At 67.1% G+C, this 25,320-nt stretch carries 21 protein-coding genes and 2 pseudogenes; 13 read left to right on the forward strand and 10 right to left on the reverse strand.

Annotation, left to right across the window (positions count from 1 at the left end; genetic code table 11):
* The first annotated feature begins 94 nt into the window (after positions 1–94).
* From DY157_RS08365 to DY157_RS11990, 3 genes and pseudogenes are all read left to right on the forward strand, one after another.
* On the forward strand, positions 95–1,555 hold the full coding sequence (locus DY157_RS08365; RefSeq protein WP_160159494.1) for a DUF3375 domain-containing protein: 1,461 nt from the start codon (positions 95–97) through the stop codon (positions 1,553–1,555).
* Positions 1,542–2,204: a DUF4194 domain-containing protein gene (locus DY157_RS08370; RefSeq protein ID WP_115728191.1), complete on the forward strand. Its 663-nt coding sequence runs from the start codon at positions 1,542–1,544 to the stop codon at positions 2,202–2,204. Before DY157_RS08365 ends, DY157_RS08370 begins: the two co-directional genes overlap by 14 nt.
* Positions 2,201–2,419 (forward strand): annotated as a pseudogene (locus tag DY157_RS11990) (ATP-binding protein); the annotation flags it as partial. The gene DY157_RS08370 and the pseudogene DY157_RS11990, both read left to right, overlap by 4 nt.
* 258 nt (positions 2,420–2,677) lie before the next feature.
* Here the strand turns inward: DY157_RS11990 and DY157_RS11770 are convergent.
* Positions 2,678–3,820 (reverse strand): hypothetical protein, encoded by a 1,143-nt coding sequence (locus DY157_RS11770; RefSeq protein WP_235827137.1) that lies wholly within the window; start codon positions 3,818–3,820, stop codon positions 2,678–2,680.
* A gap of 366 nt (positions 3,821–4,186) precedes the next feature.
* Between DY157_RS11770 and DY157_RS11775 the strand changes: the two genes are divergently transcribed.
* From DY157_RS11775 to DY157_RS08395, 5 genes are all read left to right on the forward strand, one after another.
* Complete coding sequence (locus DY157_RS11775) at positions 4,187–5,608, forward strand: SbcC/MukB-like Walker B domain-containing protein (protein ID WP_235827138.1); 1,422 nt, start codon at positions 4,187–4,189, stop codon at positions 5,606–5,608.
* On the forward strand, positions 5,605–6,828 hold the full coding sequence (locus DY157_RS08380) for a DUF3322 domain-containing protein (protein ID WP_115728193.1): 1,224 nt from the start codon (positions 5,605–5,607) through the stop codon (positions 6,826–6,828). The genes DY157_RS11775 and DY157_RS08380 overlap by 4 nt, the downstream gene beginning before the upstream one ends.
* 433 nt (positions 6,829–7,261) lie before the next feature.
* Positions 7,262–7,474, forward strand: coding sequence for a hypothetical protein (locus DY157_RS08385; RefSeq protein ID WP_160159495.1), 213 nt, complete (start codon positions 7,262–7,264; stop codon positions 7,472–7,474).
* 309 nt (positions 7,475–7,783) lie between these two features.
* Positions 7,784–9,115 (forward strand): aminotransferase-like domain-containing protein, encoded by a 1,332-nt coding sequence (locus DY157_RS08390; RefSeq protein WP_115728195.1) that lies wholly within the window; start codon positions 7,784–7,786, stop codon positions 9,113–9,115.
* 76 nt (positions 9,116–9,191) lie between these two features.
* A complete protein-coding gene (locus DY157_RS08395; RefSeq protein ID WP_115728196.1) occupies positions 9,192–10,187 on the forward strand; it encodes a D-alanine--D-alanine ligase family protein in 996 nt (331 codons plus the stop codon).
* Positions 10,188–10,317: 130 nt separating this feature from the next.
* Here DY157_RS08395 and DY157_RS08400 read toward each other — a convergent pair whose 3' ends face one another.
* The 9 genes and pseudogenes from DY157_RS08400 to rpmH form a co-directional block, all read right to left on the reverse strand.
* A complete protein-coding gene (locus tag DY157_RS08400) occupies positions 10,318–10,944 on the reverse strand; it encodes an HAD family hydrolase (protein WP_115728197.1) in 627 nt (208 codons plus the stop codon).
* A 181-nt stretch (positions 10,945–11,125) separates the two neighbouring features.
* The gene (locus tag DY157_RS08405) at positions 11,126–12,535 is read right to left on the reverse strand and encodes a ParB/RepB/Spo0J family partition protein (protein WP_115728198.1); all 1,410 of its coding nucleotides are present in this window, start codon (positions 12,533–12,535) and stop codon (positions 11,126–11,128) included.
* 325 nt (positions 12,536–12,860) lie between these two features.
* Positions 12,861–13,742, reverse strand: a complete 882-nt coding sequence (locus DY157_RS08410) for a ParA family protein (RefSeq protein WP_174232155.1) — start codon at positions 13,740–13,742, stop codon at positions 12,861–12,863.
* A gap of 131 nt (positions 13,743–13,873) precedes the next feature.
* Positions 13,874–14,605 carry a 16S rRNA (guanine(527)-N(7))-methyltransferase RsmG gene (gene rsmG / locus DY157_RS08415; protein ID WP_235827139.1) on the reverse strand — a complete coding sequence of 244 codons (732 nt, stop codon included), beginning with the start codon at positions 14,603–14,605 and terminating at the stop codon, positions 13,874–13,876.
* Positions 14,602–15,159, reverse strand: coding sequence for a Jag family protein (locus tag DY157_RS08420; RefSeq protein ID WP_115728200.1), 558 nt, complete (start codon positions 15,157–15,159; stop codon positions 14,602–14,604). The genes rsmG and DY157_RS08420 overlap by 4 nt, the downstream gene beginning before the upstream one ends.
* An 80-nt stretch (positions 15,160–15,239) precedes the next feature.
* A complete protein-coding gene (yidC, locus tag DY157_RS08425; RefSeq protein ID WP_115728201.1) occupies positions 15,240–16,583 on the reverse strand; it encodes a membrane protein insertase YidC in 1,344 nt (447 codons plus the stop codon).
* Positions 16,584–16,729: 146 nt separating this feature from the next.
* Positions 16,730–17,050: pseudogene (gene yidD, locus DY157_RS11780) on the reverse strand (membrane protein insertion efficiency factor YidD); the annotation flags it as partial.
* Positions 17,047–17,400 (reverse strand): ribonuclease P protein component, encoded by a 354-nt coding sequence (gene rnpA, locus DY157_RS08435; RefSeq protein ID WP_115728203.1) that lies wholly within the window; start codon positions 17,398–17,400, stop codon positions 17,047–17,049. The pseudogene yidD and the gene rnpA, both read right to left, overlap by 4 nt.
* 10 nt (positions 17,401–17,410) lie before the next feature.
* On the reverse strand, positions 17,411–17,551 hold the full coding sequence (rpmH, locus tag DY157_RS08440; protein ID WP_003791379.1) for a 50S ribosomal protein L34: 141 nt from the start codon (positions 17,549–17,551) through the stop codon (positions 17,411–17,413).
* 460 nt (positions 17,552–18,011) lie between these two features.
* Between rpmH and dnaA the strand changes: the two genes are divergently transcribed.
* The 5 genes from dnaA (at position 18,012) to gyrB (ending at position 25,275) form a co-directional block, all read left to right on the forward strand.
* Positions 18,012–19,451: a chromosomal replication initiator protein DnaA gene (dnaA, locus tag DY157_RS08445; RefSeq protein WP_115728204.1), complete on the forward strand. Its 1,440-nt coding sequence runs from the start codon at positions 18,012–18,014 to the stop codon at positions 19,449–19,451.
* Between the two features lie 496 nt (positions 19,452–19,947).
* Positions 19,948–21,084 carry a DNA polymerase III subunit beta gene (dnaN, locus tag DY157_RS08450; RefSeq protein ID WP_115728205.1) on the forward strand — a complete coding sequence of 379 codons (1,137 nt, stop codon included), beginning with the start codon at positions 19,948–19,950 and terminating at the stop codon, positions 21,082–21,084.
* Between the two features lie 7 nt (positions 21,085–21,091).
* Positions 21,092–22,276, forward strand: coding sequence for a DNA replication/repair protein RecF (gene recF / locus DY157_RS08455; protein ID WP_115728206.1), 1,185 nt, complete (start codon positions 21,092–21,094; stop codon positions 22,274–22,276).
* Entirely contained in the window at positions 22,273–23,082 is an 810-nt protein-coding gene (locus tag DY157_RS08460; RefSeq protein ID WP_235827140.1) for a DUF721 domain-containing protein, read from the forward strand. The genes recF and DY157_RS08460 overlap by 4 nt, the downstream gene beginning before the upstream one ends.
* Positions 23,083–23,247: 165 nt before the next feature.
* Positions 23,248–25,275: a DNA topoisomerase (ATP-hydrolyzing) subunit B gene (gene gyrB, locus DY157_RS08465; RefSeq protein ID WP_115728207.1), complete on the forward strand. Its 2,028-nt coding sequence runs from the start codon at positions 23,248–23,250 to the stop codon at positions 25,273–25,275.
* The last annotated feature ends 45 nt before the right edge of the window (positions 25,276–25,320 follow it).

The raw sequence follows: 25,320 nt of genomic DNA on the forward strand, positions 1-25,320 counted from the left end.
CGAACGCCGCCTTCAGTTGCCCATGCGGCTTTGTACAGTTGTCACAATCAGACCGTCGAGACGATTCCACGCTGGTCACGAGGAGGTGAACCCCTTGTCCGCCATCGCTCATTCACTCCGGATGCAGCGCCAGCGAGAGGATTCACCCGTTCTCGCCCTCATGCGCCAGCCGACGATGCCGGTCGTCTTTGGGATCCTTCTCGAGCATCTTGGGGGCAACGAAGCCTCACTTCCTGCCGCGGAGCTCTATTCCCTCGTCGACGACGATCTCGATGAGCTCCGCCGCCACGGCTTCGAGCTTCCCGGCACTGCCCAGCACTACTGCATGGAATGGGTGAAAGCGGGCTATCTCATGCGTCGGCCGGCGCCGATCGGAAAAGGCGAGATCTTCGAGCTATCTGCGCCCGGGCACGAAGCGATCCGATTCCTCGAAAGGATCCTCGCTCCGAGAGCTGGCGTGTCGGAGTCGCGCCTCGCCTCCATCCTCAGCTCGTTAGAACGCCTCGCAACCGATACGGACGATTCGATCTCGGCACGTCTTCGCGCTCTGGAAGCAGAGCGAACTCGAATCGATCGTCAAATCGAAGCCACCCGACGCGGTGAATTCACGGCGATGAATGCGGATTCCGCGGCGGCCTTCCTTACGGAAGTCCTCGCGGATGCCCGAGACGTCCCTTCTGATTTCGCTCGCGTCCGAGATGCGATGGAACGCCTGGGCCGCGAACTGCGAATCCGCCTCATCGACGACGATCTCGTTCAGGGGGACGTCCTCGACTCGGTGTTCCGTGGCATGGATGAGATCCGCGAGAGCCCTGAATGGCGATCCTTCAACGCCTTCTATTCGCTGCTCATGGACGACGAATCGCATGCCCTCTTCGAGGATGCGGTGGCGAGGATTCTCACGCGCGACTTCATTTCCTCCGTCGATCTGGATGAAGTCGATTACCTGCGGGACTACTACGTGAAACTGCGGGCGGAGTCTTTCGTCGTCGCCCGCTCGATGAGCTCTTTCTCGAGGTCGCTCCGTCAATTCGCCCAGTCCCGCCAGTTCGAGGAGTTCCGCGAACTGTCCGAACGCATTCGCCGCGCCCAGCGCGCCGGCCTTGATGCCGCTCCAGTCCTGAGGCTCCACGACCACATGCAGGCGAGCATCGAACTGACCTCCCCCGAGATGCTCTCCGTCGGTCGCCTCAGCCTCCACGTCCCCTCCGAGGTTCAGGCGGAGGTTCCCATCGAATCCGCTCCCCCCTCAACGATCGACTGGGAGGCTCTTCGCGCCTCGGTCCGCGAGTACGAGATCGACTTCGATGAGCTCACTGATCACGTCCGCCGCACTCTCGACGAGGACACCCCCGCCTCGATCGGTGGAGTCCTTCAACGCTTCCCCGCAACACAGGGGCTCGCATCGGTGATCGGGCTCCACATCCTCGGGCAGCGCCATGGCACGCCGATCGAAGCCGGAGAGGACCTGGAGTGGACCTGGCAGGGTGTACGGGTCGAGGCCCGCATGACGCCGAGCTACTTCTTCGAGGAGGCCTTTGATGGCACCGCCTGACGCACATGACGCCGCCCGGTCCGAGGGGGACTCCGTTCCCGACGAAGAGGCGCCGCGCACCGAGAGACTGTGGCCCGGTGATACCGGAATGCTTCCGGCGCCGGTCCGCTCCACCCTTGTCCAGCTCATTCGCGGCCCCTATGTCTCGGCTCGTCGGACGCCGAACCTGTGGCCCGTTCTTCTTGCGCACGAGGCGATCATCCGCTCGCGCCTCGCCGATCTCTACCTCGACCTCGCACTCGACGAGGACCGTGAGGTCGCCTTCGCAAGAAACGCTTCTTCCGACGTCGACGATATCCCGCAGATGATGCGGAAGCAGTCGCTGAGCTTCGTGGATACGGCCTTACTGCTTCACCTTCGACATCTTCTCCTGCGAGCTGCTGCGCACAATGAGCGCGCCTTCGTCGGCCTCGATGAGCTCGTTGAGCACATCCAGCAGTACCGCGTCGACGGCAATCAGGACCGAGCCCTCGCCTCCAAGCGGGTGAAAGCCGCGGTCGACCGATTCGCGAGGTATGCCCTCCTCGACGCGACGGACACCGAGGGGCGATACGAGATCATGTCGATCCTCGGGCTCATCGTCACCGCCGACCTCGTTTCGGGCATCGAGGAGGAATACCGCAGGATCCGCGATGAGGAGGACTCATGACCGACCGGCCCAACCTCGGAGACGAGGCGAATCTCTTCGACGCGCTCGACGCTCAAGGACTCGACGAGGATGTGCCGGCTCCTGGCCAATTCCGTCTTTCCCGGCTGCAGGTGACGAACTGGGGAACCTTCTGCGGTCACCACTCGATCGACGTTCCCCGCGCCGGCCTGCTTCTCACGGGCGAATCCGGATCGGGGAAGTCCTCTCTTCTCGACGCGATGTCGGCGATCATGATCGCCCCTCAGGATGCCCACTTCAATTCGGCGGCGACGGATTCGCAAACCGGAGACGATCAGCGCACGCTCATGTCGTACGTCCGGGGCGCGCACCGCAACTACACGGACGACGACACCCAGGAGATCCGTACCTCCTACCTCCGCACGGGGCCGACATGCGCTGGGATCTCGATGACGTGGGAGAACGGCATCGGGGGCGTCGTCTCGGCGGTTCGTCTTTTCCATGTGAAAGGGGCTTCACGGGCGGCTCAGGACTTGCGGAGCATCTACGCCCTCACCTCGGATCCGGTCGAGCTCCCCGACTGGATCGGCGTCGTCCTTTCCGGGATCGACAAGAAGCGGCTCAAGGCGGCCTTCCCGGAAGGAGTCTTCTTCGACTCGTACACCGCTTTCGGCCCGCAACTCCGCAAGCGCACCGGCATTGGACGCGAGACCGCGCAGAAGCTCCTCCACAAGGCGCTTTCGGCGAAGTCGATGCGGAGCCTCGATCAGCTCCTTCGTTCCTTCATGCTCGATCAGCCGAGCACTTTTGAGGCGGCGGATCACGCGGTGAGTGAGTTCGACGATCTCAACCAAGCCCATGAGGCAGTCGTCGACGCGCGCGACCAGGTGGAGGTTCTCCGCCCCCTCCATGGATTCTGGGCGCGGCGCACCGATCTCATCGACGAGATTGCGAAGCGGGAGGCGGATCGTGAAGGGCTTCCCGCGTTTCGAGCTCGGATCATCCTGACCGATATCGGGGAACAGTTGGCGCGTGCGCGCACTGAATTGGCCGCGAGGGAAGCCGAGCAGCAGGAGGCCGAGGCCCGCGCCCGCGAAGATCTCGAGGCGCGGGACCGTGCGAGAGCCGACCTCATGCAGCGCGGAGGCGCGGATATCGATAGGGCGCTGCGCGAGCGCGATGAGGCGTTGGAGCAACTCGCACACACCGAGAGCCTGGCAAGCGGATTCCTCTCGCGGCTCTCGCGAATCGAGGAGGCGCCGGCCGTTCCCTCCTCGCGTGCGGAGTTCGCGCAGGTCATCGAGCAGGTGAAACACGTGCGCGAACGCCTCGCGACTGAACGCGGCTCGCAGGCCTTCGAGGAGGCGATCGCTCAGCGGGACCGGGCCCGTGCGGCCCTTGCCGAGTTGGAAAAGGACACGAGAGCCCGGCAGGAGGGCCGAAGCTGCATTGATCGGAGGCTCACCGAGCGGCGCGACCGAATCGCTCGGGCCCTTGAAGTGCCGTCGAGCATGCTCCCCTTCGCAGGCGAACTCATGGACGTGGCCGAGATCGAGTGGCAGGGTGCCATCGAGCGCCTCATGTCGGGATTCGCCCGAACACTTCTCATCGCGCCGGAGATATTCGAGGATGCGCGACGCTTCATCGACGCAACGCATCTCGGCATCCGGCTCGTCTTCCAGTGTCCGGAGGAGGGGAATCAGGAGGTTCCGTCAACGGACCCGCGATCTGCCGCGAGAAAGCTCCGCGTCGCTCCGGGGCGGTTCGAGCAGTGGATCCGGCGCGAAGTCGCTGTGCGCTTCCCCCACGTGTGCGTCCTCGATGCCGACGAGCTCAATCGATTCGACAGGGCCGTGACGATTCGCGGCACGGTGAAAGCCGGTCGACGTTTCACGAAGGATGACACGACACCGATCAATGATCGGACGAAGTGGAGTATCGGCACATCGAACGATGACCTCCTTGATGAGCTCCTCGGACGCGCCCGTGCAGCGCAGGAGTCGCTCCAGGCGGCTGAATCGGTTGTGAAACGTCTCTACGCGCAGGACAAGGAGCGGGTCGAGCGGATCTCGGAGCTCAAGGTCCTCGAGGAGACGTCCTGGGAGACCATCGATGTCGGGGGACGACGCAGGGCGCTCAAGCTCGCCGAGCAGCGCATCACCGACCTCGAGACCGCGAACTCCGAGGTGCCGATCCTGCGACAGCGTCTCGAGGAGCTCACGAAGCGCGCAGAGTCCTCGCAGGCGACCGAGAAGATCGCGACGACGAACGTCGGCCGCGCGCAATCCCGAGTCTCCGACTTGGAGGAACGCGAAGCCCGGGCGCGATCCGATCTCAACGAAGCGTCCGTCGATCCCGAAGTCGAGGGGCGCCTTCGTGAGCGCGCCACCCACCTCAAGCGCCACATCGACGCCGACTCGGTGACGACCGTGACCGATCAGATCGGCGCGATCCTCTCGCGCGAACTCGATGATGCGCACAAGGAGTTCGCAGGCCTCGATCGGAGGATCTCGAACGCCCAGCTCACCTATGCGTCTCGTTGGCCCGGCAAGGTGGCGAACCTCGTCCCCGACACACCAGCGTCGGCACCGGACTTCCTCGCCGTTCTCGAGCAATTGCAGACGGACCGCCTCCCGGAGTTCGAGGGCCGATTCCGTCGCCTCCTCGCCGAGCAGTCGCAGAACAACCTCGGGCGAATCCGCGAGGAGATCGCGTCGAGTCTCGCGCACGTCCGCAAGTCCATCGAGCCGGCGAACGCGTCCCTGGCACTCACGCCATTCGACAGGCGGCGGCATCGCTACTTGCGGATCGAGCCCTCTCCCCGGATCAGCAGCGAGGTCCGCGCATTCACGGATGACCTCAATCGGATCACGTCGGGTGCGTTCAACTCGGCGGCGGAGAGTTCCGCTCAGGCGGAGCAGCGGTTCCTCCTCATGAAGAAGGTTCTCGAACGGCTCGGGTCCGCTGATCCGGCGGACCGGAGGTGGCGGGATCGGGTGCTCGACACACGCGCGCACGTCTCGTTCCGAGCGATCGAACACGATTCCCAGGGCGTTCAGACCGATGTGTATGAAGGAAGCGGCGGGCGCTCGGGTGGACAATCGCAGAAGCTCGTCACCTTCTGCCTCGTCGCGGCCCTGCGCTACCAGCTCGCAGATGTGGGACGCGAGATCCCCCGCTACGGTACGGTCGCTCTCGACGAGGCGTTCGACAAGACGGATGCCGAGTTCACCGAGGCGGGTCTCGCGGTCTTCGACCAGTTCCGATTCCAGCTCCTCCTCGCCACGCCCCTCAAGATGCTTCAGACGATCGCGCGGCACGTCGGTGGTGCGGTCACCGTTTCGAACCCGACGGGCGACGCCTCGCGTCTGTCGTCCATCTCGTTCACCAGGGTGACGCCAATCGACGAGGACGGGGCCGATTCTCGAACGGAGGGGAGGCTATGAGAGGACTCCAGGAGGCTCGCTCTTGGGCGCAGAAGACCTACGATCGCCACGCCTTCGCTTTTCTCGCCTCCCACGTTGACGGTAGCGATGGCGCTCTCCACCTGAGGTTCCAGCTTCACCCGCCCACTGCGTCATTCGCCCTCAACGAGGGCGGCCGCGTTGCCGAGTGGATCACCGCATGGACGTCGGCGCACATGCCCATCGGCTGCGAAGTTCTTTGGGAGGAACGACGATGGCGTGGATTAGGACGACAGCGTGTGCCGAGCTCCCTCGACGTGCACTCGGCGAGTGCGCTCGCCGCGCTCGCCGGACGATCGGCGGACTGGTCTCTCCTCACATCGCGCCTCACCGGGCTTCGCGAGATGCTCGTCGAGAACGCTGAAGGTGCCCGTGGCATCGACGGCGCCGAAGTTCTGGCCCGGGCGATGCAGTCGTGCGCCCGCGATCTGCGGGTTGCCGCGGATCCCGATTTCGCTCGGGCGATCGCCGTCACTCGCTGGTTCCTCGACCACCCCGATTCGGGCCTCTACATGCGGCAGCTTCCTATTGCGGGCGTCGATTCGAAGTGGGTGGAGCGGCACCGTCGGCTGATCGCCGCGCTGCTCGGCGGTGCCCGCGAAGTCTTGCATCGCCCGGGTGGAACCGACTTCGGAGTCGCTTCGTTGCCTCGCCCGCGCGATGTCGTCTTCGCCGATCCGCTGCTGCGGCCCATGGGTATCCGACATGCGATGCTCGACACCGGGGAACTCGGCAAGCTGTGGGAGTCCTCCGGTGACGTCGACTCGCGTCCGCGGGTCCTCCTCGTACTCGAGAACAAGCAGACCCTCTTCGCTCTGCCTGATCTGGACGGTGTCGTCGCAGTTCATGGTGGAGGCTATGCGATCGATCATGTCGAGTCTCTGAATTGGGCCGTCGATATTCCTCTGCTCTACTGGGGCGACCTCGACGCGGACGGACTCACTATCCTCCATCGCCTCCGTCATCACCACCGCGATGTCCGCTCGCTCATGATGGATGCGGGAACGCTCGGTCGATATCGAGATTTGTCTGTTCCCGATCCCCAGACCTGGTCCGTTCCGCCCTCGCTACTTACCGCGGAGGAGAGGGTCGCCTGGGAGGCAGTCCACGAGGACGGCGGCGTGCGTCTCGAGCAGGAGCGCATCGAGTGGTCGTGGGCGCTCGAGCAATTGATGACTGCGATCGCGCAGCTGAGATGGTGAGTTTCAGGACGGCGAGAGTATCAGTGTGACAATGAGCCCGCGTCACGATGTCGACACGCTGATGACCAGACACCCGCTCTCAGAGACCGCCTGTTACTTCAGCTGCGAACTGGGCATTCGCATCGCATCAACACCCACTGCACGTGCGCACCGCGCACCTCATTTCTCGTCGACGCACTCCCAGACTCTTAGGGTCTATCTGTGATGGACTCGCACTCAGCAGGACTCGACGAGGATGCCGTCGCCAGAATCGTTGCGGCGCTGGGCAGGCGAGGCGACACTCGCCGGGCTCTACGCACGCGGCTCGCATCCTCAAGGACGCCGTCCCGCCCTTGGAATCACCGCGGCGGTTGAGATGCCGCGGGGCGCTTCGACGCGCGCGAGGGATCTCGTTCATCTCACTGGACCGATCCGCGATCTTCTCGACGATGCGATGAATTGGATCGCTCGCAATACGCCGACGGATATTGGCCGTGACCCGCTCGTCGAGCTCACCGGTCTTCACGTCAGTCAGGTGCGCTGGTCGCTGAACAAGCTCATCGACGCGGGCTTCGTGGAGATGCTCGGCAAGCAGGGCCAGAAGACCACGCGATACGGACGGACGACTCCCCCGTCCCCGGGGCCGAGGGCCCTCGACCGCGAGTGATCGCGTGAACGACGGCCGATTCGCCTTGTGACGAACACGCATGCCGGCGTCGCGCTACCAACGCGCGGCGAGGCGGGGCCTCCGACTCTCAGCGGGATGCGGACCGATGGGGCTCTTCCGCTTGTGGGGTGGCACACTAGGACCGAGTGTCGCCCGGATCACGGGGCGCGACTCGACGTCGGCGATCCGGCCGCTCCCCTTCCAGGGGAACCCGCCCCGCCCTCGTCGATCGACGCGAACGTGACGAACGGCGGCGCGCGCCGCGACCGCCGAACGGCGGCCGCCAACGAGACGAGTAAGGAAGGTCCAGTGAGCACTTCAGCGCAACGGTCCGGAAATCAGCAGGGAAATCGACTCGACCCGTGGTTCGACGCCTACGCCGCGCGAGCTCATAACCTGCGAGCTTCCGAGATCCGAGCGCTCTTCTCCGTCGTCTCGCGCCCCGAAGTGGTGTCGCTGGCCGGCGGAATGCCGAACCTCAAGGACCTCCCCCTCGACCGACTCGCCGAGTCGGCGCGCCGCCTCGTCGCCAATCACGGCGCCCAGGCGATGCAGTACGGATCCGGTCAGGGCTGGGAGGTGCTCCGTGAGCGCATCACCGAGGTGATGAGCTACGACGGCATCATCGGCGCCGACCCCGACGACGTCGTCGTGACGACGGGCTCCCAGCAGGCCCTCGACCTCATGACGGAGCTCTTCATCGATCCGGGCGACGTCATCCTCGCCGAGGCGCCCTCGTACGTCGGCGCGCTCGGAGTCTTCCGCGCCCGCCAGGCCGACGTCGTCCACGTCCCCATGGACGACGAGGGCATCATCCCCGAGGCCCTCGAGCAGGTGATCCGGGACGTCCGCGCCTCCGGCCGGACGATCAAGATGCTCTACACGATCCCGAACTTCCACAACCCGATGGGCGTCACGCTCTCCCTCGAGCGCCGGCCGCTCGTCGCCGAGATCTGCATGCGCGAGCGGGTCCTCATCCTCGAGGACAACCCCTACGGGCTGCTCGGATTCCACTCCGACCCGATCCCGGCGCTGAAGTCCTTCTCCCCGGAGGGCGTCGTCTACCTCGGCTCCTTCTCGAAGATGTTCGCGCCCGGCTTCCGCATTGGCTGGGCGTACGCCCCGCATGCGATCCGCGACAAGCTCGTCCTCGCATCCGAGTCGGCGATCCTCTCCCCCTCGATGGTCGGGCAGATGGCGATCGCCGACTACCTCACCGACTACGACTGGTACTCGCAGGTCAAGGTCTTCCGCGCGATGTACGCCGAGCGGTGCCAGGCGATGATGGACGCCCTCGCCGAGTACATGCCCGACTGCCAGTGGACGCACCCCGACGGCGGCTTCTACACGTGGGTGACCCTCCCCGAGGGCCTCGACGCGAAGTCGATGCTCCCGCGCGCCGTCCGCGCCCAGGTCGCCTACGTGTCGGGCACGGCCTTCTACTACAACGGCGAGGGCGCCGACCACATGCGCCTCTCCTTCTGCTATCCGACGCCCGAGCGGATCCGCGAGGGCATCCGTCGCCTCTCGACGGTCGTCAACGCGGAGAAGGAGCTCGTCGACATGTTCGGCGCCGGCTTCCACAGGCAGGACGTCGACGAGGTCGGTCCCGGCGTCGCCCCCGCTCCGAATACTCTCTGATCAGCACCGATACAGTCCCCCGGTGGGCGCGGCCTCGGCGTCGCGCCCACTGGTCGAAGGAACAAGGAGATACCCCGTGAAGTCGAAGGTCCTCATCATCGCCGGCGGTCTCACCCACGAGCGCGACGTGTCGGTGCGCTCCGGCCGAAGGGTCGCGAACATCCTCACCCAGGCGGGCTACGAGGTCCGCCTGTCCGACGTCGACCAGTCCCTCACCTCGGTGATCGATGAGTTCGCCCCAGACGTCATCTGGCCGCTCGTCCACGGCTCGATCGGCGAGGACGGCTCGCTCCAGACCCTGCTCGAGGCGATCGGCATCCCCTTCGTCGGCTCCTCGTCGACGCAGGCGAAGTTCGCCTCCAACAAGCCGACCGCCAAGGCGCTCCTCGCCGCCGCCGGGCGGCCGACGCCCGGCTGGTTCGCCCTCCCCCAGGTGCTCTTCCGCCAGCTCGGCGCCACCCAGGTGCTCTCGGCCATCGAGTCGCGGATCGAATTCCCGCTCGTCATCAAGCCGACTGACGGCGGCTCCGCCCTCGGCCTCTCGACGGTCCACGATCCCGCGGAGCTCCGCTCGGCGATGGTCGACGCCTTCGCGTACGGCGAGCACATCATGATCGAGGAGTTCATCGCCGGTCGCGATATCGCCGTCTCGGTCATCGACCTCGAGGACGGCCCCGTCGCCCTTCCGCCGGTCGAGATCGCGACGGATCGCGGCGACTACGACTACGCCGCCCGCTACACGACCGACGAGACCGAGTACTTCGTGCCGGCCCGCCTCTCCGCCGAGCAACTCGACGCCCTGCGCGCGGCCGCGGTCGAGGCGCACACGGTCCTCGGCCTCCGCGATCTCTCGCGGATGGACTTCGTCGTCGACGAGGCCGGCGAATGCTGGTTCATCGATGCGAACGTCATGCCCGGCATGACCGACACCTCGCTCCTCCCCCAGGCGGCCGAGGCTGCGGGCTCCTTTGCCGAGCTCTGCTGCAGGATCGTCGATTTCGTCGCCGCGGGTCGTCCGCTCATCGACGAGGACGGGGCGGGGGATTCGGAGGCGGAGGCTCCCGAGGACTGAGGCCCTCTCCCCCACTCCACTCCTCTTATCGATTGACCGGCGGTCCGCTCACGCGGGCCGCCGGTCAGCTATTAGCGATGTTTCCCCAGGTCACAGGCGTGTGATCGGGATGGATCCTGCCGTACGGTCGTCAGGCGAGGTAGCCCCGGGCGACAAGTTCGGCCCGCGCGGCGGCCGCATCGGTCCACACGAGCCCGTGCATGCCGACGAGTTCGGCGGCGCGGATGTTCTTCTTCCGGTCGTCGAAGAAGAGGACGTCCTCCGGATCTCCGCCGAGACGCTCGAGAGCCTCCCTGTAGATCGCTCGATGCGGCTTGCACGAGCCGACCTCGCAGGAGAAGACGAAGAATTCGAAGGGCTTCGCCCATTCGGCGAGACGGATCTGCTCGGCGATCGGCTGCGGCGCGTTCGAGAGGATCCCGAGGCGGACGCCCGCCGCCGCGAGCTCATCGACGAGGGCGATCGCGTCGGTGTTCGCCTCATGCACGCGCATCGCGTCGTGCTCGACGAGTTTGGCGAGGACCTCATCGGAGACTTGGGGCTTGCCGCAATCTCCGGAGACGCGGTCCCAGAACTCTCGATCGGAGCAGCCCGCGTCGTAGGAGTCCCTGTTCGCCCACATCGACTGATCGACGAGGGAAACGAGGGCGGGCGCGCCGTCGCCGATGAGCGACGCGATGTACTCGGGATCTGGATGAGAATTCACGAGTACGCCGCCGACGTCGAAGAGGATCGGACGCGTTGCCGGGGCGGGCATGCGAGCACCTCCTTGCCGATGGGACCTTGATTCATTGTCGGCTGACGAGGGTGCGCGCAACCACTTTAGTGGGCAATCGCACGGGGACGAATGGCCTCACGATGTCGCGATTCCCGTGCGCGCCGATCGGAAACGATTCCGAAGAGTGCGCACCCGGAACCCGAGGGCAGTCCCTCCTCGCTCAGCGCTTCGCCGCGATGAGATCCGCGATTCGCCGAAGATCGTCGGGACCGGCGAACTCGATGACGATACGGCCCTTCTTCGCTCCCTCCGTGATCGTCACTCGCGTCTCATAGGCGTCCTGCAGCGCCGCCACGACCGACTCGCCGAGCGGGGACACGACCGCCGACCGCTTCGCCCGAGAACGCGGGACGGCCTTCGTCCGTCCAAGCCTCACGAGTTCCTCCGTCGTGCGGACGGACAATCCTTCCGCGACGATCCGCTCGGCGAGGAGCTCCATCTCCTGCGCCGTCTCGAGGGACAGAAGGGCCCTCGCGTGCCCGGCCGAGATTACCTGCGCGGCGACCTTTTTCTGCACGCTCGGAGGCAGCTTGAGCAGACGCAGCGTGTTCGCGATCTGCGGGCGCGAGCGCGCGATGCGCTTCGAGAGCTGCTCCTGAGTCGCCCCGAAATCAGCCATGAGCTGCTGATACGCAGAAGCCTCTTCGAGCGGATTGAGCTGCGCGCGGTGGAGGTTCTCGAGCAGCGCATCGCGGAGGAGGTCCTGATCCTCCGTCTGCCGGATGATCGCCGGCACCGTCTCCAAGCCGGCGAGCTCGGACGCGCGAAGGCGCCGCTCCCCCATGATGAGCTCGAAGCGCGCCTTCGGCTTCTCCGCGAGGTACTGCGCGAGCCGCTCGCCCGGTTCGATCGAGAAGTCGATCGGTCGGACGACGATCGGCTGGAGGACTCCGACCTCGCGAATCGAATCCCGCAACTCTGCGAGCTCATCCTCGTCGAAGACCTCGCGAGGCTGCTTGGTGTTCGGAACGATGTAGTCGAGCGGGATTTCCGCGAAGGTCGCTCCCGGAACGGGGAGGAGCTCCTCCGATGTTTCACGTGAAACATCGGCTCCGAGGACGTCCTCGAACAGCTCTCGTTTCGAACTCGAAGAACCGGTCGGCGCCGCAGGCGCGGCGCCCTCCGCGCCGTGCGCCGGAGTCCGAGCCTCGGCCACTCCCTTCTCCCCAGCAGACTGCGCGCCGTCCGTCGCCTGGGCGAAATCCTCCGCGGTTGCCGCAGCGGACGCCTCTGCGGAAGGAAGCGCCGAGCTCGCCGGATTCGCTTCGTTCACCGATGACGAGGCGTCCTTCGTGAGCCCCGCAGTCGCCTTCGAGGTCGACACGCTCGTGCGCTTCGCCTTCTTCGACGAGCCGCCCTTGGGCACCAGCAGATCCTTCGCCGAACCGCCTCGTGCCCGAGCCCCGGTGCTCGGTCGGGCGGGGAAGAGGATATCGAGCGGATTCTCGGCTACCGGATCATCGGTCGGCTCCGCCACCTGGGTCGGGATCAGGGCGCCGAGGCCCCGCCCGAGCGCCGAGTGCCGCCCCGCGCCACGTGCAGAATTCCGCTGAGTCTTCTCCGCTGCCATGCCTACCTCCATGAAGTCGGCCCCCATTGTTTCACGTGAAACACTCCGACGTCGCATCGCCATGACCTCGGAGGCCTATGGAGCTCATCCGCACACCGTCGTACCTCCGTACCGACGATGACGCCCTCAGCACCCATCAATATGACTCCAGTAGCCCATCGCCCAATGCATCGACGTCGATGTTTCACGTGAAACATCATCGACCACGTCGGCGAGGCTTGCCATCACGCCTCTGCACACGCGCGCGTTCACAGTCCTCTTCGGAGCGCGCCCCGGACGATCGACTGAGCGGTCTTCCTGCCCATCGACCACCCAGAGTTGACTATCAGTGCAGGTCAGAGGCTATTTCAATACCCGCAGCGTCGGAGGAATCGGCATCCTCGGCGGCGAGGCGAAGCGACAACTCCAGGGCGGCCTTGCGGTACGCGAGCGCGCCGACATTGCGAGGGTCGTAGGTGATGATCGACTGTCCGTAGCTCGGCGCCTCGGAGATCCTCACCGAGCGGGGGATCACCGTGCGCAGGGTGAGCGTCGGGAAGTGCGCGCGGACCTCCGCCTCGACCTCCTCCGACAGTCGCGTCCGCTTGTCCGCCATCGTCAGCAGCATCGTCGAGACGTGGAGCCGCGGATTGAGATCCCGTCGAATCCGATCGATCGTCGACCAGAGCTGGCTGAGGCCCTCCAGGGCGTAGTACTCCGTCTGGATGGGGATGAGGACCTCATCGGCGGCCACCATGACGTTGAGGGTGACGAGGCCGAGCGACGGCGGGCAGTCGATGAGGACGACGTCGACGTCCCGAGTGACGGAGAGGAACTCCTTGACGGCTTCGGCCAGGCGGAACTCCCGACGGGAGAGATCGACCAGTTCGATCTCGGCGCCCGACAGGTCGATCGTGGCCGGGCAGACGCGCACGCCCTCGACGTCCGGGCAGAACTGGAGGACGTCGGCAATCGCGGTGCCGCCGATGAGGACGTCGTAGGCAGACGGCGTCCCCGAGGGGTGCTCGACCCCGAGGGCGCTGGAGGCGTTGCCCTGCGCGTCGGCGTCGATGACGACCACCGACAGGCCGCCCGTCGCGAGACCGACCGCGAGGTTGACCGTCGAAGTCGTCTTGCCCACGCCGCCCTTCTGATTGGCGACCGCGATGACCCGGGTGCGCGCGGGTCGTCCGAAGGTCGCGGCCTCGAGCATCTTGCGATCGCGCATGTTCTGCTCGAGCTGGGAGAGCAGGGGAGTGCCTCCCCGGTTGGCGTCCGACACCTTCGCACCTTCCATTCGACTGCGCCCCACAGTCTACGGGCCTCCTCCGCCGACTGCGGGGAGGCCCGACTGACCGCCTACTTCGTCCGCTTGCAGACGACGACGTACGTCGACTCGTCCTCCATGATCGAGAGGACCTCGTGAATCGTCGCCTCGAGGTGGTGGCTCTTGAGCTCCTTGGCGGCGTCCTCGACCTCGATGGCGGCCCTGCGGCCCTTGAGGGCGACGAGGGATCCGCCCGGGGCGATGAGCTTCGTCGTCATGCGGATGAGCTTCGACATGTTCGCCACCGCCCTCGCGGTGATGACGTCGGCGCGGCCCTTGCCGCGCAGCTCCTCGGCGCGCGCCTGATGGATCGTCACGTTGTCGAGCCCGAGGTTGTCGACGACATCGGCGAGCCAGTCGCAGCGTCGCTGCATGGGCTCGGCGAGGTGCACGTCGAGGTCCGGCCGGCAGATCGCGATGATGATCCCGGGAAGGCCCGCGCCCGATCCGATGTCGAGCACCTGCCCCGTGCGGGGGAGGAAGGGAAGGACGGCGGCCGAGTTCACCGCGTGGCGCGACCAGAGGCGCGGCATCTCCCGGGGGCCGACGAGACCGCGGATCTCGCCCTCCTCCTCGAGCATGCGGACGAACTCCTCGACATCGGCGAAGGCAGGCCCGAAGAAGCGCTCGACCTCGGGCGTCGGGCGCTCCGGGACGAAGGGGTCGCCGACCTTCCGATTGAGAGGGTCGGGGACGCCCGCGGGCGCGGCCTGGGAGGTCGCGCCCGCGGAGTCGGATCCCGTCAGGGGGGTCGAGTCGGTCACGCCTCGTCCGACCCTTCGGCCTCGACCTCGTCGATGTCCTCGTCGACCTCGGACTCGGCGTCCTCGTCGGCGGGGAGGATGACGACGCAGCGGTGGGGCTCGGTGCCCTCGGACTCGGAGACGAGGCCGGCCTCGGCGACGACGTCGTGGCAGACCTTGCGCTCGAAGGGGTTCATCGGCTCGAGCTTCTGCGGCTCGCCTGTGGCGCGCAGGCGCGCGATCGCCTCCATGGTGAGGTCCTGCAGCTCGGCCTTCCGGTCGGCGCGGAAGCCGGCGATGTCGAGCATGAGGCGCGAGCGCTCCCCGGTCTCGGTCTGAACGGCGAGGCGGGTGAGCTCCTGGAGGGCGTCGAGGACCTCCCCGTCCTCGCCGACGAGGCGCTCGAGGGCGGCGGGGTTCTCGGAGATGATCTCGACGCTCGCGCGCCCGTTCTCGACGTCGATCTCGATGTCGCCGTCGAGGTCGGCGATGTCGAGGAGTTCCTCGAGGTAGTCGGCGGCGAGCTCGCCCTCCTCCTCGAGGCGGCTGAGCTTGTCCTTCTGGTTCTCGGTCATTGCGGGTCTCCCGATTCGTGTGGGCGAGGGCTGGTGGTGGGGGCGGCGTCGCCCCCGCGGGTCGTTCGGCGCGCGGCCGGTCAGCGACCCTTCTTCTTGTTCTGCTCGCGACGGGCCTTGCGGCGCGCCTGCCGACGGCGTTCGATCTCCTCCGGGCTGAGGCCCGACGGGCTCTCGGAAGCGGCCTCCTTGCGGGCCTCGCGGGCACGGGTCCGCTCGGCCTCGGCGAGACGCTCCTCGCGCGAGAGCTTCTTGTGCTGGTCGCGGCGCTCCTGCTGGGCCTTGCGCTCGTCGGCCTTGGCGGTGGCCTGACGGACGCCGTGCATCCACATCTCGTCGGGGAGGGTCGTCCACTCCTGGTTCGCGAGGTTGCGGAGGATCGACACCTTGTCGCCGGCGGTCATCGTCTCCGGGAAGTCGGTCGCGACCTTCTCGCCCTTGGCGCGCTGGGCGGCCTCGGCGTAGGTCTTCTCATTGAGGGCGACGACCGCGGGGTCGGCGGCGGACGAGGGGAGGGCGGCGCGCTCGGCGTCGTAGGACGCGAAGAAGGGCTTCGCCCACTCGATGTACTTCGCGTGGCGGCGGTCGACCAGCTCCTTGTAGGCGGGGGAGCCCGGGGTCGGCATGACGCGGATCGTCCAGTAGGTCTGGGCGATCGCCCAGATGGAGGCCGTCACCATGTAGATGAGGACGCCCATCTGGAAGAACGCGCCGGAGAAGAGGTACATGAGCGGCATCATGTAGAGCATCGACTTCTGCGACTGGACCATCGGGTTGTTCGGGTCCATCGCCGGCGGCATGTTCCGGACCATCGAGATCCGCATCGAGAAGAACTGGAGCACCATCATCACGGCGATGAAGATGACGAAGACGGCGACCGCGGCCGCGCCGTCGCCCGAGGTGATGGTGTGGGAGAGCGGGACGCCGAAGACGGTCGAGCCGTTGATCGACTTCGCGAGCTCCTGCGTGATCGGACCGAGGTGATCGGTCTCGATGTTCGCGTACTTGTAGGTGCCGGCGGCGAGGTCCTTCACCGCGTAGATCGCGCGGTACATCGCGAAGAGGATCGGCATCTGCACGAGGAGCGGCAGGCACGAGGCGAAGGGGCTCACCTTGTACTTCTTGTAGAGCTCCTGGGTCTCCTCGGCCTGCTTCTGGCGCGAGACCTGGTCCGTCTTGCCCTTGTACTTCGCCTGGATGCGCTGCATCTCCGGCTGGACGGCCTGCATGGCGCGCGAGCTCTTGATCTGCTTGAGGAAGAGCGGAACGATCGCGATGCGGACGATGAGGGTGAGTAGAACGATCGAGATCACCCACGCCGCGCCGGATCCCGAGGAGAATCCGAGGACGACGAGGAGGTCGTGGATCTTCACCCACACCCACGCCACCGCGACGGCGAAGGGGTGAAGGATCTTGTCGAACATGCGCGCTCCTTCAGGAAGTGCGGGCGCCCTCGGCGCCCTTCGGTCGTCCGGCCGCAGCCGGGGGGTTCTGGGGGACGAGGGCGGCTCCGGCCTCGTCCCCCAGAACCCCCCGGCTGCGGCCGGACGACCGAAGGGCGCCGAGGNCCCATCGGGGTGGGCCTCACGATGTCGGTCGCATTGCCGGCCCAGTCCTCGGGGGGGACCCAGGGATCGGGCTTCCATCGGCCTTTGGGCGGGACGTGGTCGACGCCGCCGAGGCTCCAGGGGTTGCAGCGGAGGATCCGCCATGTGCCGAGGAGGATCCCCTTGATCGGCCCGTGGACCTCGATCGCCTCGATCGCGTAGGTCGAGCAGGTCGGCGCGTATCGGCACCGCGGCGCGATCATCGGGGAGACGAACCGCCGGTAGAAGCGGATCGGCGCCGTGACGACGAGGTTGAGGAGCGCGCGCGGGCCGGGGATCGTCATTTCGACTCCCAGCGCTTCCACGCCCTCGCGAGGGCGGAGTCGAGGTGGCCAGCGAGCGCGTTCGAGTCGAGGTCGAAGGCGTTCCCGCTGGCGCGGACGACGACCCTGCCGCCCTCGGGGATCGCGTCGAGCCGCTCGCGCATGAGGTGGCGCAGCTTCCGCTTCACGCGGTTGCGCCCGGTCGCCCGTTTGATCTCCCTCTTGGGCACGACGAAACCGACGAGGCGGTCATCCCGCTCCTCGTCGGTTCGTGCGTGGACGATCAGGACCGGATCGCCGGCTCGCGCCCCCTTGCGGAAGGTGAGCCGGAAATCCTCGGGATCGACCATCCGGTGTGCGCGAGGCAGCACCAGCGCGGTCTCAGGCGGACAGCTTGGCGCGACCCTTGCGACGGCGGGCGGCCAGGATGGCGCGGCCGGCGCGGGTGCTCATGCGGAGGCGGAAGCCGTGCGTCTTCGAGCGACGACGGTTGTTGGGCTGGAAGGTCCGCTTGGTGGTCACTGCAGTTCTCCTCGGCGGGAGCGGGCGTTTCCCCGCTCATCGGTCGTGTTGTGGCGATTCCACCGCGAGGGCTTCGCGCAGGAATCCATGGGCGCGCCCGCCGAAACGGGCACAGACGAACAACCAGGTTAGGAGGCCGCCGAACGCGAGTCAACGCCGCTGCGGCCGCTGTGACGAAGTCCCCGAATTCACACCTGTGGAATTCTCTGTGGAGGTCGGCGTCCACAGTTGTGAATTCCACATATTCGTCCACAGGGCTGTGGAGAATCGTCTTTCCGCAGAACGGCCGCGCGCCGCCGATGTAACTACACGAATGTCATTCGAATTCCTCTTTCCACAGTTTCATCCCCAAGCTGTGAATCCCGCTGGGGACGGCTACAGTGGCAAGCCGTCGGGTGGTACGCGAAGCGGCCCCACCCGGTGATCGACATCACTCGCAGCTCGATGAGAAGGACCCTCCGTGGAGACGAAACCCCTGGCCGAAGCCTGGTCGCAGGCCCTCGACACCATCTCCACGCACGATCTCGGCCCCGCCGCCTCGAACTATCTGCGCAGCGCGAAGCCGCTCGGCGACATCGAGGGAACGATCCTCCTCGCCGTCCCCTCCGACTTCACGAAGGCCTGGATCGAGTCCAAGGCGAACGGAGAGGTGACGACCGCACTGTCGAAGACCCTCGGACGCGACATCCGCATCGCGATCACCGTCGACCCCTCCCTCGCAGCGTCGCTCGACGAGGACGAGGAGACCGAGGAGCCGGAGGAGAAGGGCGCGGCCCCCGCCGAGACCCCGGCGCCCGCGAAGAAGCGCCGCACCGAGGCGCCCGCTCCGACGAACGGCTTCGACTCGGCCCCGACCCGCCTCAACCCGAAGTACACCTTCGACACCTTCGTCATCGGCCCCTCGAACCGCTTCGCCCACGCCGCAGCCCTCGCCGCGTCCGAGTCACCGGGCACGACCTTCAACCCGCTCTTCATCTACGGAGACTCGGGCCTCGGGAAGACGCACCTCCTCCACGCGATCGGGCACTACGCCCTCTCGCTCTACCCGCGCCTCAAGGTGCGGTACGTGAACTCCGAGGAGTTCACGAACGAGTTCATCAACGCGATCCGCCTCAACAAGACGGACAACTCCCAGGTCGAGGCCTTCCACCGCCGTTACCGCGAGCTCGACATCCTCCTCATCGACGACATCCAGTTCATCGGCGATAAAGAGCAGACGATGGAGGGCTTCTTCCACACCTTCAACGCGCTCTACGAGGCCGACAAGCAGATCGTCCTCACCTCCGACGTCCACCCGAACTACCTCAACGGCTTCGAGGAGCGCCTCACCTCGCGCTTCACGTCCGGGCTCCTCGTCGACGTCCAGCCGCCGGACCTCGAGACGCGCATCGCGATCCTCCAGAAGAAGGCGGCGACCGACGCCCTCGAGATCCAGCCCGAGGTCTTCGAGTACATCGCCTCGCGCATCTCCTCGAACATCCGCGAGCTCGAGGGCGCCCTCGTCCGCGTCGTCGCCTACGCGAACCTCACGAAGGAGCGGGTCGACCTCTCCCTCGCGGAAATGATGCTCAAGGACTACGTCTCCGACCCGGACGACAACGAGATCACGGTCGCCCTCATCATGGGCCAGTGCGCGCACTACTTCGGGGTGACAATCGATCAGCTCTGCTCGACCGACCGCTCGCACCAGGTCGTCGAGGCCCGGCAGATCGCGATGTACCTCTGCCGCGAGCTCACCGACCTCTCCCTGCCGAAGATCGGCCAGGCCTTCGGCCGCGACCACACGACCGTCATCCACGCGAACAAGAAGATCCTCGCCCAGATGAAGGAGAAGCGGGAGACCTTCAACCACGTCGCCGAGCTGACGAATCGGATCAAGAAGAAGGCCCGCGGCGACTGAGGATCCGTCCTCTCCGTCGAGTCGATCGCGCCGCCCCGGCCTCGTGCGCAGCGAGGATCGTCGTCCGTCCCCCGTTCGCTTTCCGCGGGCGGGGGATCGTTCATCGACGAGGACGTCCACAGAGCATGTGATTCGCGGGGTGGATCGACGCCCCGATCCTGTGGACGCAGGAGCGGCCTCTGTGGATCGCGGAGAATGACAAGAATTCGCGTCCACAGGCGCTCGTGGCGGATCCCCATGCGCGTCCCCGGATCCGTCCACCGGTGAAATCGGCGCGGTCGCGCGGAGAAGTCCGTGTTTCCACAGAATCCACACCCCTGATGATGACAAGACTCTTGTCATTTCGAATGACACGAAAACTCGCCGCCATGAGCTCCGCCGATCCCCGACGCCCTGTTCGCGCCCCTCGTCCACGGTCGAGATCGGGGGCTGCACGCGATGCCCGCGCTCCGGGTAGAGTGGGACGGCATATCGTCATGTCTTCCCGGAGGCCGGAATGAAGTTCACCGTCGCCCGCGACGTCCTCGCCGAGGCAGTGTCCTGGACCGCCAGGGCCCTCCCCGTCCGTCCGGCCAGTCCGATCCTCGCCGGCGTCCGCATCCACGCGGAGGCCGAGGAGCTCACGCTCTCCTCCTTCGACTACGAGGTCTCGGCGAATTCGCGGATTCCCGCGACCGTCGAGGAGCCCGGCGACGTCCTCGTCTCCGGTCGCCTTCTCGCCGACATCTCGAAGTCGCTGCCCGCGAAGCCCGTCGCCGTCGAGCTCGACGGCCAGAAGGTGAACCTCACCTGCGGCTCCTCGCACTTCACGCTCGCGGTCATGCCGATCGACGAGTACCCGCTCCTCCCGGCCCAGCCCGCCTCCGCCGGCGCCGTCGATTCGCAGGTCCTCGCCCAGGCGGTCGCGCAGGTGTCGATCGCGGCCTCGCGCGACGACACGCTCCCGCTCCTCACGGGCGTGCGGATCGAGATCGACGGCGGGCACATGACCCTCCTCGCGACCGACCGCTATCGCCTCGCGATGCGCGAGCTCGACTGGGAGCCGATCGATCCGTCGATCGAGCAGGTCGCCCTCGTCAAGGCGCGCATCCTCCAGGACGTCGCGAAGTCGATGACTTCGGGCGCGAAGGTCGAGTTCGGCCTCTCCGCCGAGTCCCAGCCCGGTGCCTCCTCCCTCATCGGATTCTCCGCGTCCGGGCGTCGGACGACCTCGACGGTCATGGACGGCGACTACCCGCCGGTGCGCCGCCTCTTCCCCGACTCGACGCCCATCCAGGCCGTGTGCGATCGTCACGCGCTCCTCGAGGCCGTCAAGCGCATGTCCCTCGTCGCTGAGCGGAAGACCTCCGTCCGCCTCGCCTTCACCGAGGGGCGCCTCGTCCTCGAGGCCGGACAGGGCGACAACGCCCAGGCGTCCGAGGCGATCGAGGCGACGCTCTACGGCGACGACATCTCGACGGCGTTCAACCCGCAGTTCCTCCTCGACGGCCTGCAGGTGATGGACACCGACTTCGTCCGCTTCGGCTTCACCCATCCGAACAAACCGGCCGTCATGACCGGCCAGGCGAAGGCCGACGAGGGCGAGGTCACGGCGTTCCGCTACCTCCTCATGCCGATCCGCTTCGGAGTCTGATCCCCCGATGCGCGTCTCCCACGTCGCGCTCGACGACTTCCGGTCGTGGCGGCGCGTCGTCCTCGAGCTGCCCGCGGGGCCGACGGTGCTCTTCGGCGCGAACGGGCAGGGGAAGACGAACCTCGTCGAGGCGATCGCCTACCTCTCGACCTTCTCCTCCCACCGCGTGAGCGCAGAGGGCGCGCTCGTCCGCCTCCCGATCGACGAGGACGAGGCCGCTCCCGCGGGCGCCTTCGTGAGGGTGAAAACGGTGGGGGCCGAGGAGCGCGAGCGCGTCGTCGAACTCGAGATCGTGAGGGGCAAGGCGAATCGGGCGCGCATCAACCGGGCGAACGTCCGGCCCCGCGAGATCCTCGGACTCGTCCGCACGGTCGTCTTCGCGCCGGAGGATCTTCAGCTCGTCCGCGGCGACCCGTCCGTTCGGCGCGCTCTTCTCGACGATCTCGCGATCCAGCTGAAGCCCCTGCATGCGCAGGTGAAGTCCGATTTCGAGCGGGTCGCCCGCCAAAGGGCAGCGGTCCTCAAGGCCGCCCAGTCGGCGGTGCGGCGGGGGAGGACCCCGGATCTGTCGACCCTCGGAGTGTGGGACGAGCGCTTCGCCGAGCTCTCCGCGGCGATGACCGCCGCGCGCGCCGAGGTCGTCGCCCTCCTCGCCGATCCCGCGGCCGCCGCCTACGACGACGTCGCCGACTCCCCGCGCCGGCTCGAGCTCTCCTTCGACGCGTCGATCGACAGGTCGATCGGGACGAATCCGGACGATCCGGGTTCCGCCGACCTCGCGGACGTCGAGGCTCAGACGAGGCGGATCCTCGCGGCTCTCGAGAGGATGCGCGACCAGGAGACCGAGCGGGGCGTCAACCTCGTCGGCGCGCACCGCGACGACCTCGCCCTCGTCCTCGGGCGCATGCCCGTCAAGGGCTTCGCGAGCCACGGCGAGTCCTGGTCGGTGGCGCTCGCCCTGCGGCTCGGCTCCTTCGACCTCCTGCGGGCGGAGGGGGAGACGCCGATCCTCGTCCTCGACGACGTCTTCGCCGAGCTCGACGCGAAGCGGCGCTCGGGACTCGCGACCCGGATCGACGCCGCCGACCAGGTCCTCATCACCGCGGCCGTCGAGGAGGACGTGCCCGCTGAACTCGACACCCACGTCGTGCGCGTCTCGTGGTCTCCCGAGACCGGATCGGTCGCCTCGTGAGCAGCGTGAATACCGACGCGGGCGCGCGGGCCGGTGAGGCCGCCGAATCGCCCGCCGACGGGCTCAGCCCGGCGGAGTCGCCGGCCGACGGGATCGGAGCGGCGGAGTCGCGTGAATCCGCCGAGGAGTACCTCGCCCGCGCCCTCGAGCGCGCCCAGCGGATCGCCCGCGCGAAGGGCTACATTCGCACGGCCCTGCCCGCATGGGGCCTCGAGGGGACCCGTCCTGCGTCGGGCGATCTCACCGGGACCTCGGAATCCGCCGCCCTCGACCTCGGCGATGACGAAGGGGCGTCGGGGGACGGCAACGCGACCGGGGATGGTCCGCACCGGGCGCCCGCGCCGATCGAGGGGGATCTCGAAGGGGATCTCGTCGCCCTCGAACGCGCGAGGATCCGCGCCGCCGCGAAGTGGGCGAAGGCCCCGGGCATGGCGGCGATGCGCCTCGAGTACCGGCCCGCGGGGCGTCTCGACTCGGTGCTCGGCCGGATGATCAAGAAGAACCACTGGGACACCCCGACGAAGATGGGCTCGATCATGGCGAAGTGGCCGCAGATCGTCGGTCCCGCCGTCGCCGAGCACTCCGAGGTCGAGGCCTTCGAGGAGCGCACCCTCATCGTCCGATGCTCCTCGACCGCATGGGCGAAGCAGCTCCACCTCCTCCTCCAGACGATCGAGCGGCGCATCGACGAGGAAGTGGGCGCCGGCGTGGTCGAACGGGTGATCATCCGGGGGCCGGTCGCGCCCTCGTGGCGCAAGGGCCCGCTCTCCGTGAGGGGGAGGGGTCCGCGCGACACCTACGGGTGAGGCGACGCCTGTGGGTGGCGCTCCTCACACCCGGGAACGCGCAGGTCACGGGCTCTCTCAGGGTTCGCTCGGGGGCTCGCCGGAACCGTTTTCGAGGACCGTTCTTGATAGAATCTCCAAGGTGAATCGTCGGGTCCGCGGACCCGGCTCGAAGAGGGGAGCCGTGTGGCTGACAACGAGAAGACGACGAACGGGTCCGACGGCTACGGCGCCTCGGACATCACCGTTCTCGAGGGCCTGGAGGCCGTTCGCAAGCGCCCGGGCATGTACATCGGCTCGACCGGCGAGCGCGGACTCCACCACCTCGTCTACGAGGTCGTCGACAACTCCGTCGACGAGGCGCTCGCGGGATACGCCGACCACATCGAGGTGACGATCCTCGCCGACGGCGGCGTGCGCGTCGAGGACAACGGGCGCGGCATCCCCGTCGACATCCACCCCACCGAGGGCAGGCCCACCGTCGAGGTCGTCATGACGATCCTCCACGCCGGCGGCAAGTTCGGCGGCGGCGGATACGCGGTCTCCGGCGGCCTCCACGGCGTCGGCATCTCCGTCGTCAACGCCCTCTCCACCCGCGTCGACACGATCATCAAGCGCCAGGGCTACGCATGGCGCATGTCGTTCGCGAACGGCGGCACGCCGATCACCGAACTCGTCCGCGGCGAGGAGACCGACGAGACCGGCACGACGCAGACCTTCTACCCCGACCCCGAGATCTTCGAGACGACGGAATTCTCCTTCGAGACCCTGCGCCAGCGCTTCCAGCAGATGGCATTCCTCAACAAGGGCCTGCGGATCACCCTCACCGACGAGCGCCCCAGCGCCGTCGACGACGGCGACGAGATCACCGGCGACGAGCTCGGCACCGCCGACGACCCGGTCCCCGGGTTCCGCCAGGTCACGTACATGTACGAGCACGGCCTGCGCGACTACGTCGAGTACCTCGACTCCGCGAAGAAGATCGACACGATCAACGCCGACATCATCGACTTCGAGTCCGAGAACGACGAGGGCACGATGAGCGTCGAGATCGCGATGCAATGGACGACCGCCTACTCGTCCTCCGTCCACACCTTCGCGAACACGATCAACACGACCGAGGGCGGCATGCATGAGGAGGGCTTCCGCACGGCCCTCACCACCCTCGTCAACCGCTACGGCCGGGACAAGGGGATCATCAAGGAGAAGGACGACAACCTCTCGGGCGACGACGTCCGCGAGGGCCTCACGGCCGTCATCTCCATCAAGCTCACCGAGCCGCAGTTCGAGGGCCAGACGAAGACGAAGCTCGGCAACACCGAGGCCCGCACCTTCGTCGCCCAGCAGGTGTACTCGCAGCTCACCGACTGGTTCGACGCCCACCCCGCCGACGCGAAGGCGATCATCGTCAAGGGCCAGCAGGCCCAGGCCGCCCGCGTCGCCGCCCGCAAGGCCCGCGAGGCCACGCGCCGCAAGGGCGTCCTCGAGTCCGCCTCCATGCCCGGCAAGCTCCGCGACTGCTCCTCCCGCAAGGCCGAGGAGTGCGAGATCTTCATCGTCGAGGGCGACTCCGCCGGCGGCTCCGCCGTCGGCGGGCGCGATCCCGAGCACCAGGCGATCATGCCGATCCGCGGCAAGATCCTCAACGTCGAGAAGGCCCGCCTCGACCGCGCTCTCTCCTCCGACACGATCCGCAACCTCATCACCGCCTTCGGCACGGGGATCGGCGAGGACTTCGACATCGAGAAGCTCCGCTACGGGAAGATCGTCATCATGGCCGACGCCGACGTCGACGGCCAGCACATCGCGACCCTCCTCCTCACCCTCCTCTTCCGCTACATGCGCCCCCTCATCGAGGGCGGGCACACCTACATCGCGATGCCGCCGCTCTACCGCATCAAGTGGACGAACGCCGACCACGAGTTCGCCTACTCCGACAAGGAGCGCGACAAGCTCCTCGCCGCGGGCCAGGCCGCCAATCGCCGCCTCCCCAAGGAGGGCGGCATCCAGCGCTACAAGGGCCTCGGCGAGATGAACGACCACGAGCTCTGGGAGACGACCATGGACCCGGCCCACCGGATCCTCAAGCAGGTCACCCTCGACGAGGCCGCCGACGCCGACGAGATCTTCACGATCCTCATGGGCGACGACGTCGACCGTCGACGCTCCTTCATCCAGCGCAACGCGGCCGACGTCCGCTTCCTCGACATCTGATTCCCACCCGATCGACCGGGGACGCCCTCGTCCTCGATGATCACC

The sequence above is a fragment of the Actinomyces culturomici genome (assembly GCF_900499005.1).
Classification (GTDB): Bacteria; Actinomycetota; Actinomycetes; order Actinomycetales; family Actinomycetaceae; genus Pauljensenia; species Pauljensenia culturomici.

Bases quoted from the DNA above. Each gene is read 5' to 3' on its own strand.
- DY157_RS08370 (WP_115728191.1), top strand. From the start codon at position 1,542: ATGGCACCGCCTGACGCACATGACGCCGCCCGGTCCGAGGGGGACTCC.
- DY157_RS11770 (WP_235827137.1), bottom strand. From the start codon at position 3,820: ATGCGTTGCGTCGATGAAGCGTCGCGCATCCTCGAATATCTCCGGCGC.
- DY157_RS08380 (WP_115728193.1), top strand. From the start codon at position 5,605: ATGAGAGGACTCCAGGAGGCTCGCTCTTGGGCGCAGAAGACCTACGAT.
- DY157_RS08385 (WP_160159495.1), top strand. From the start codon at position 7,262: ATGAATTGGATCGCTCGCAATACGCCGACGGATATTGGCCGTGACCCG.
- DY157_RS08400 (WP_115728197.1), bottom strand. From the start codon at position 10,944: ATGCCCGCCCCGGCAACGCGTCCGATCCTCTTCGACGTCGGCGGCGTA.
- DY157_RS08405 (WP_115728198.1), bottom strand. From the start codon at position 12,535: ATGGCAGCGGAGAAGACTCAGCGGAATTCTGCACGTGGCGCGGGGCGG.
- DY157_RS08410 (WP_174232155.1), bottom strand. From the start codon at position 13,742: ATGCGCGATCGCAAGATGCTCGAGGCCGCGACCTTCGGACGACCCGCG.
- DY157_RS08420 (WP_115728200.1), bottom strand. From the start codon at position 15,159: ATGACCGAGAACCAGAAGGACAAGCTCAGCCGCCTCGAGGAGGAGGGC.
- yidC (WP_115728201.1), bottom strand. From the start codon at position 16,583: ATGTTCGACAAGATCCTTCACCCCTTCGCCGTCGCGGTGGCGTGGGTG.
- dnaN (WP_115728205.1), top strand. From the start codon at position 19,948: ATGAAGTTCACCGTCGCCCGCGACGTCCTCGCCGAGGCAGTGTCCTGG.
- recF (WP_115728206.1), top strand. From the start codon at position 21,092: ATGCGCGTCTCCCACGTCGCGCTCGACGACTTCCGGTCGTGGCGGCGC.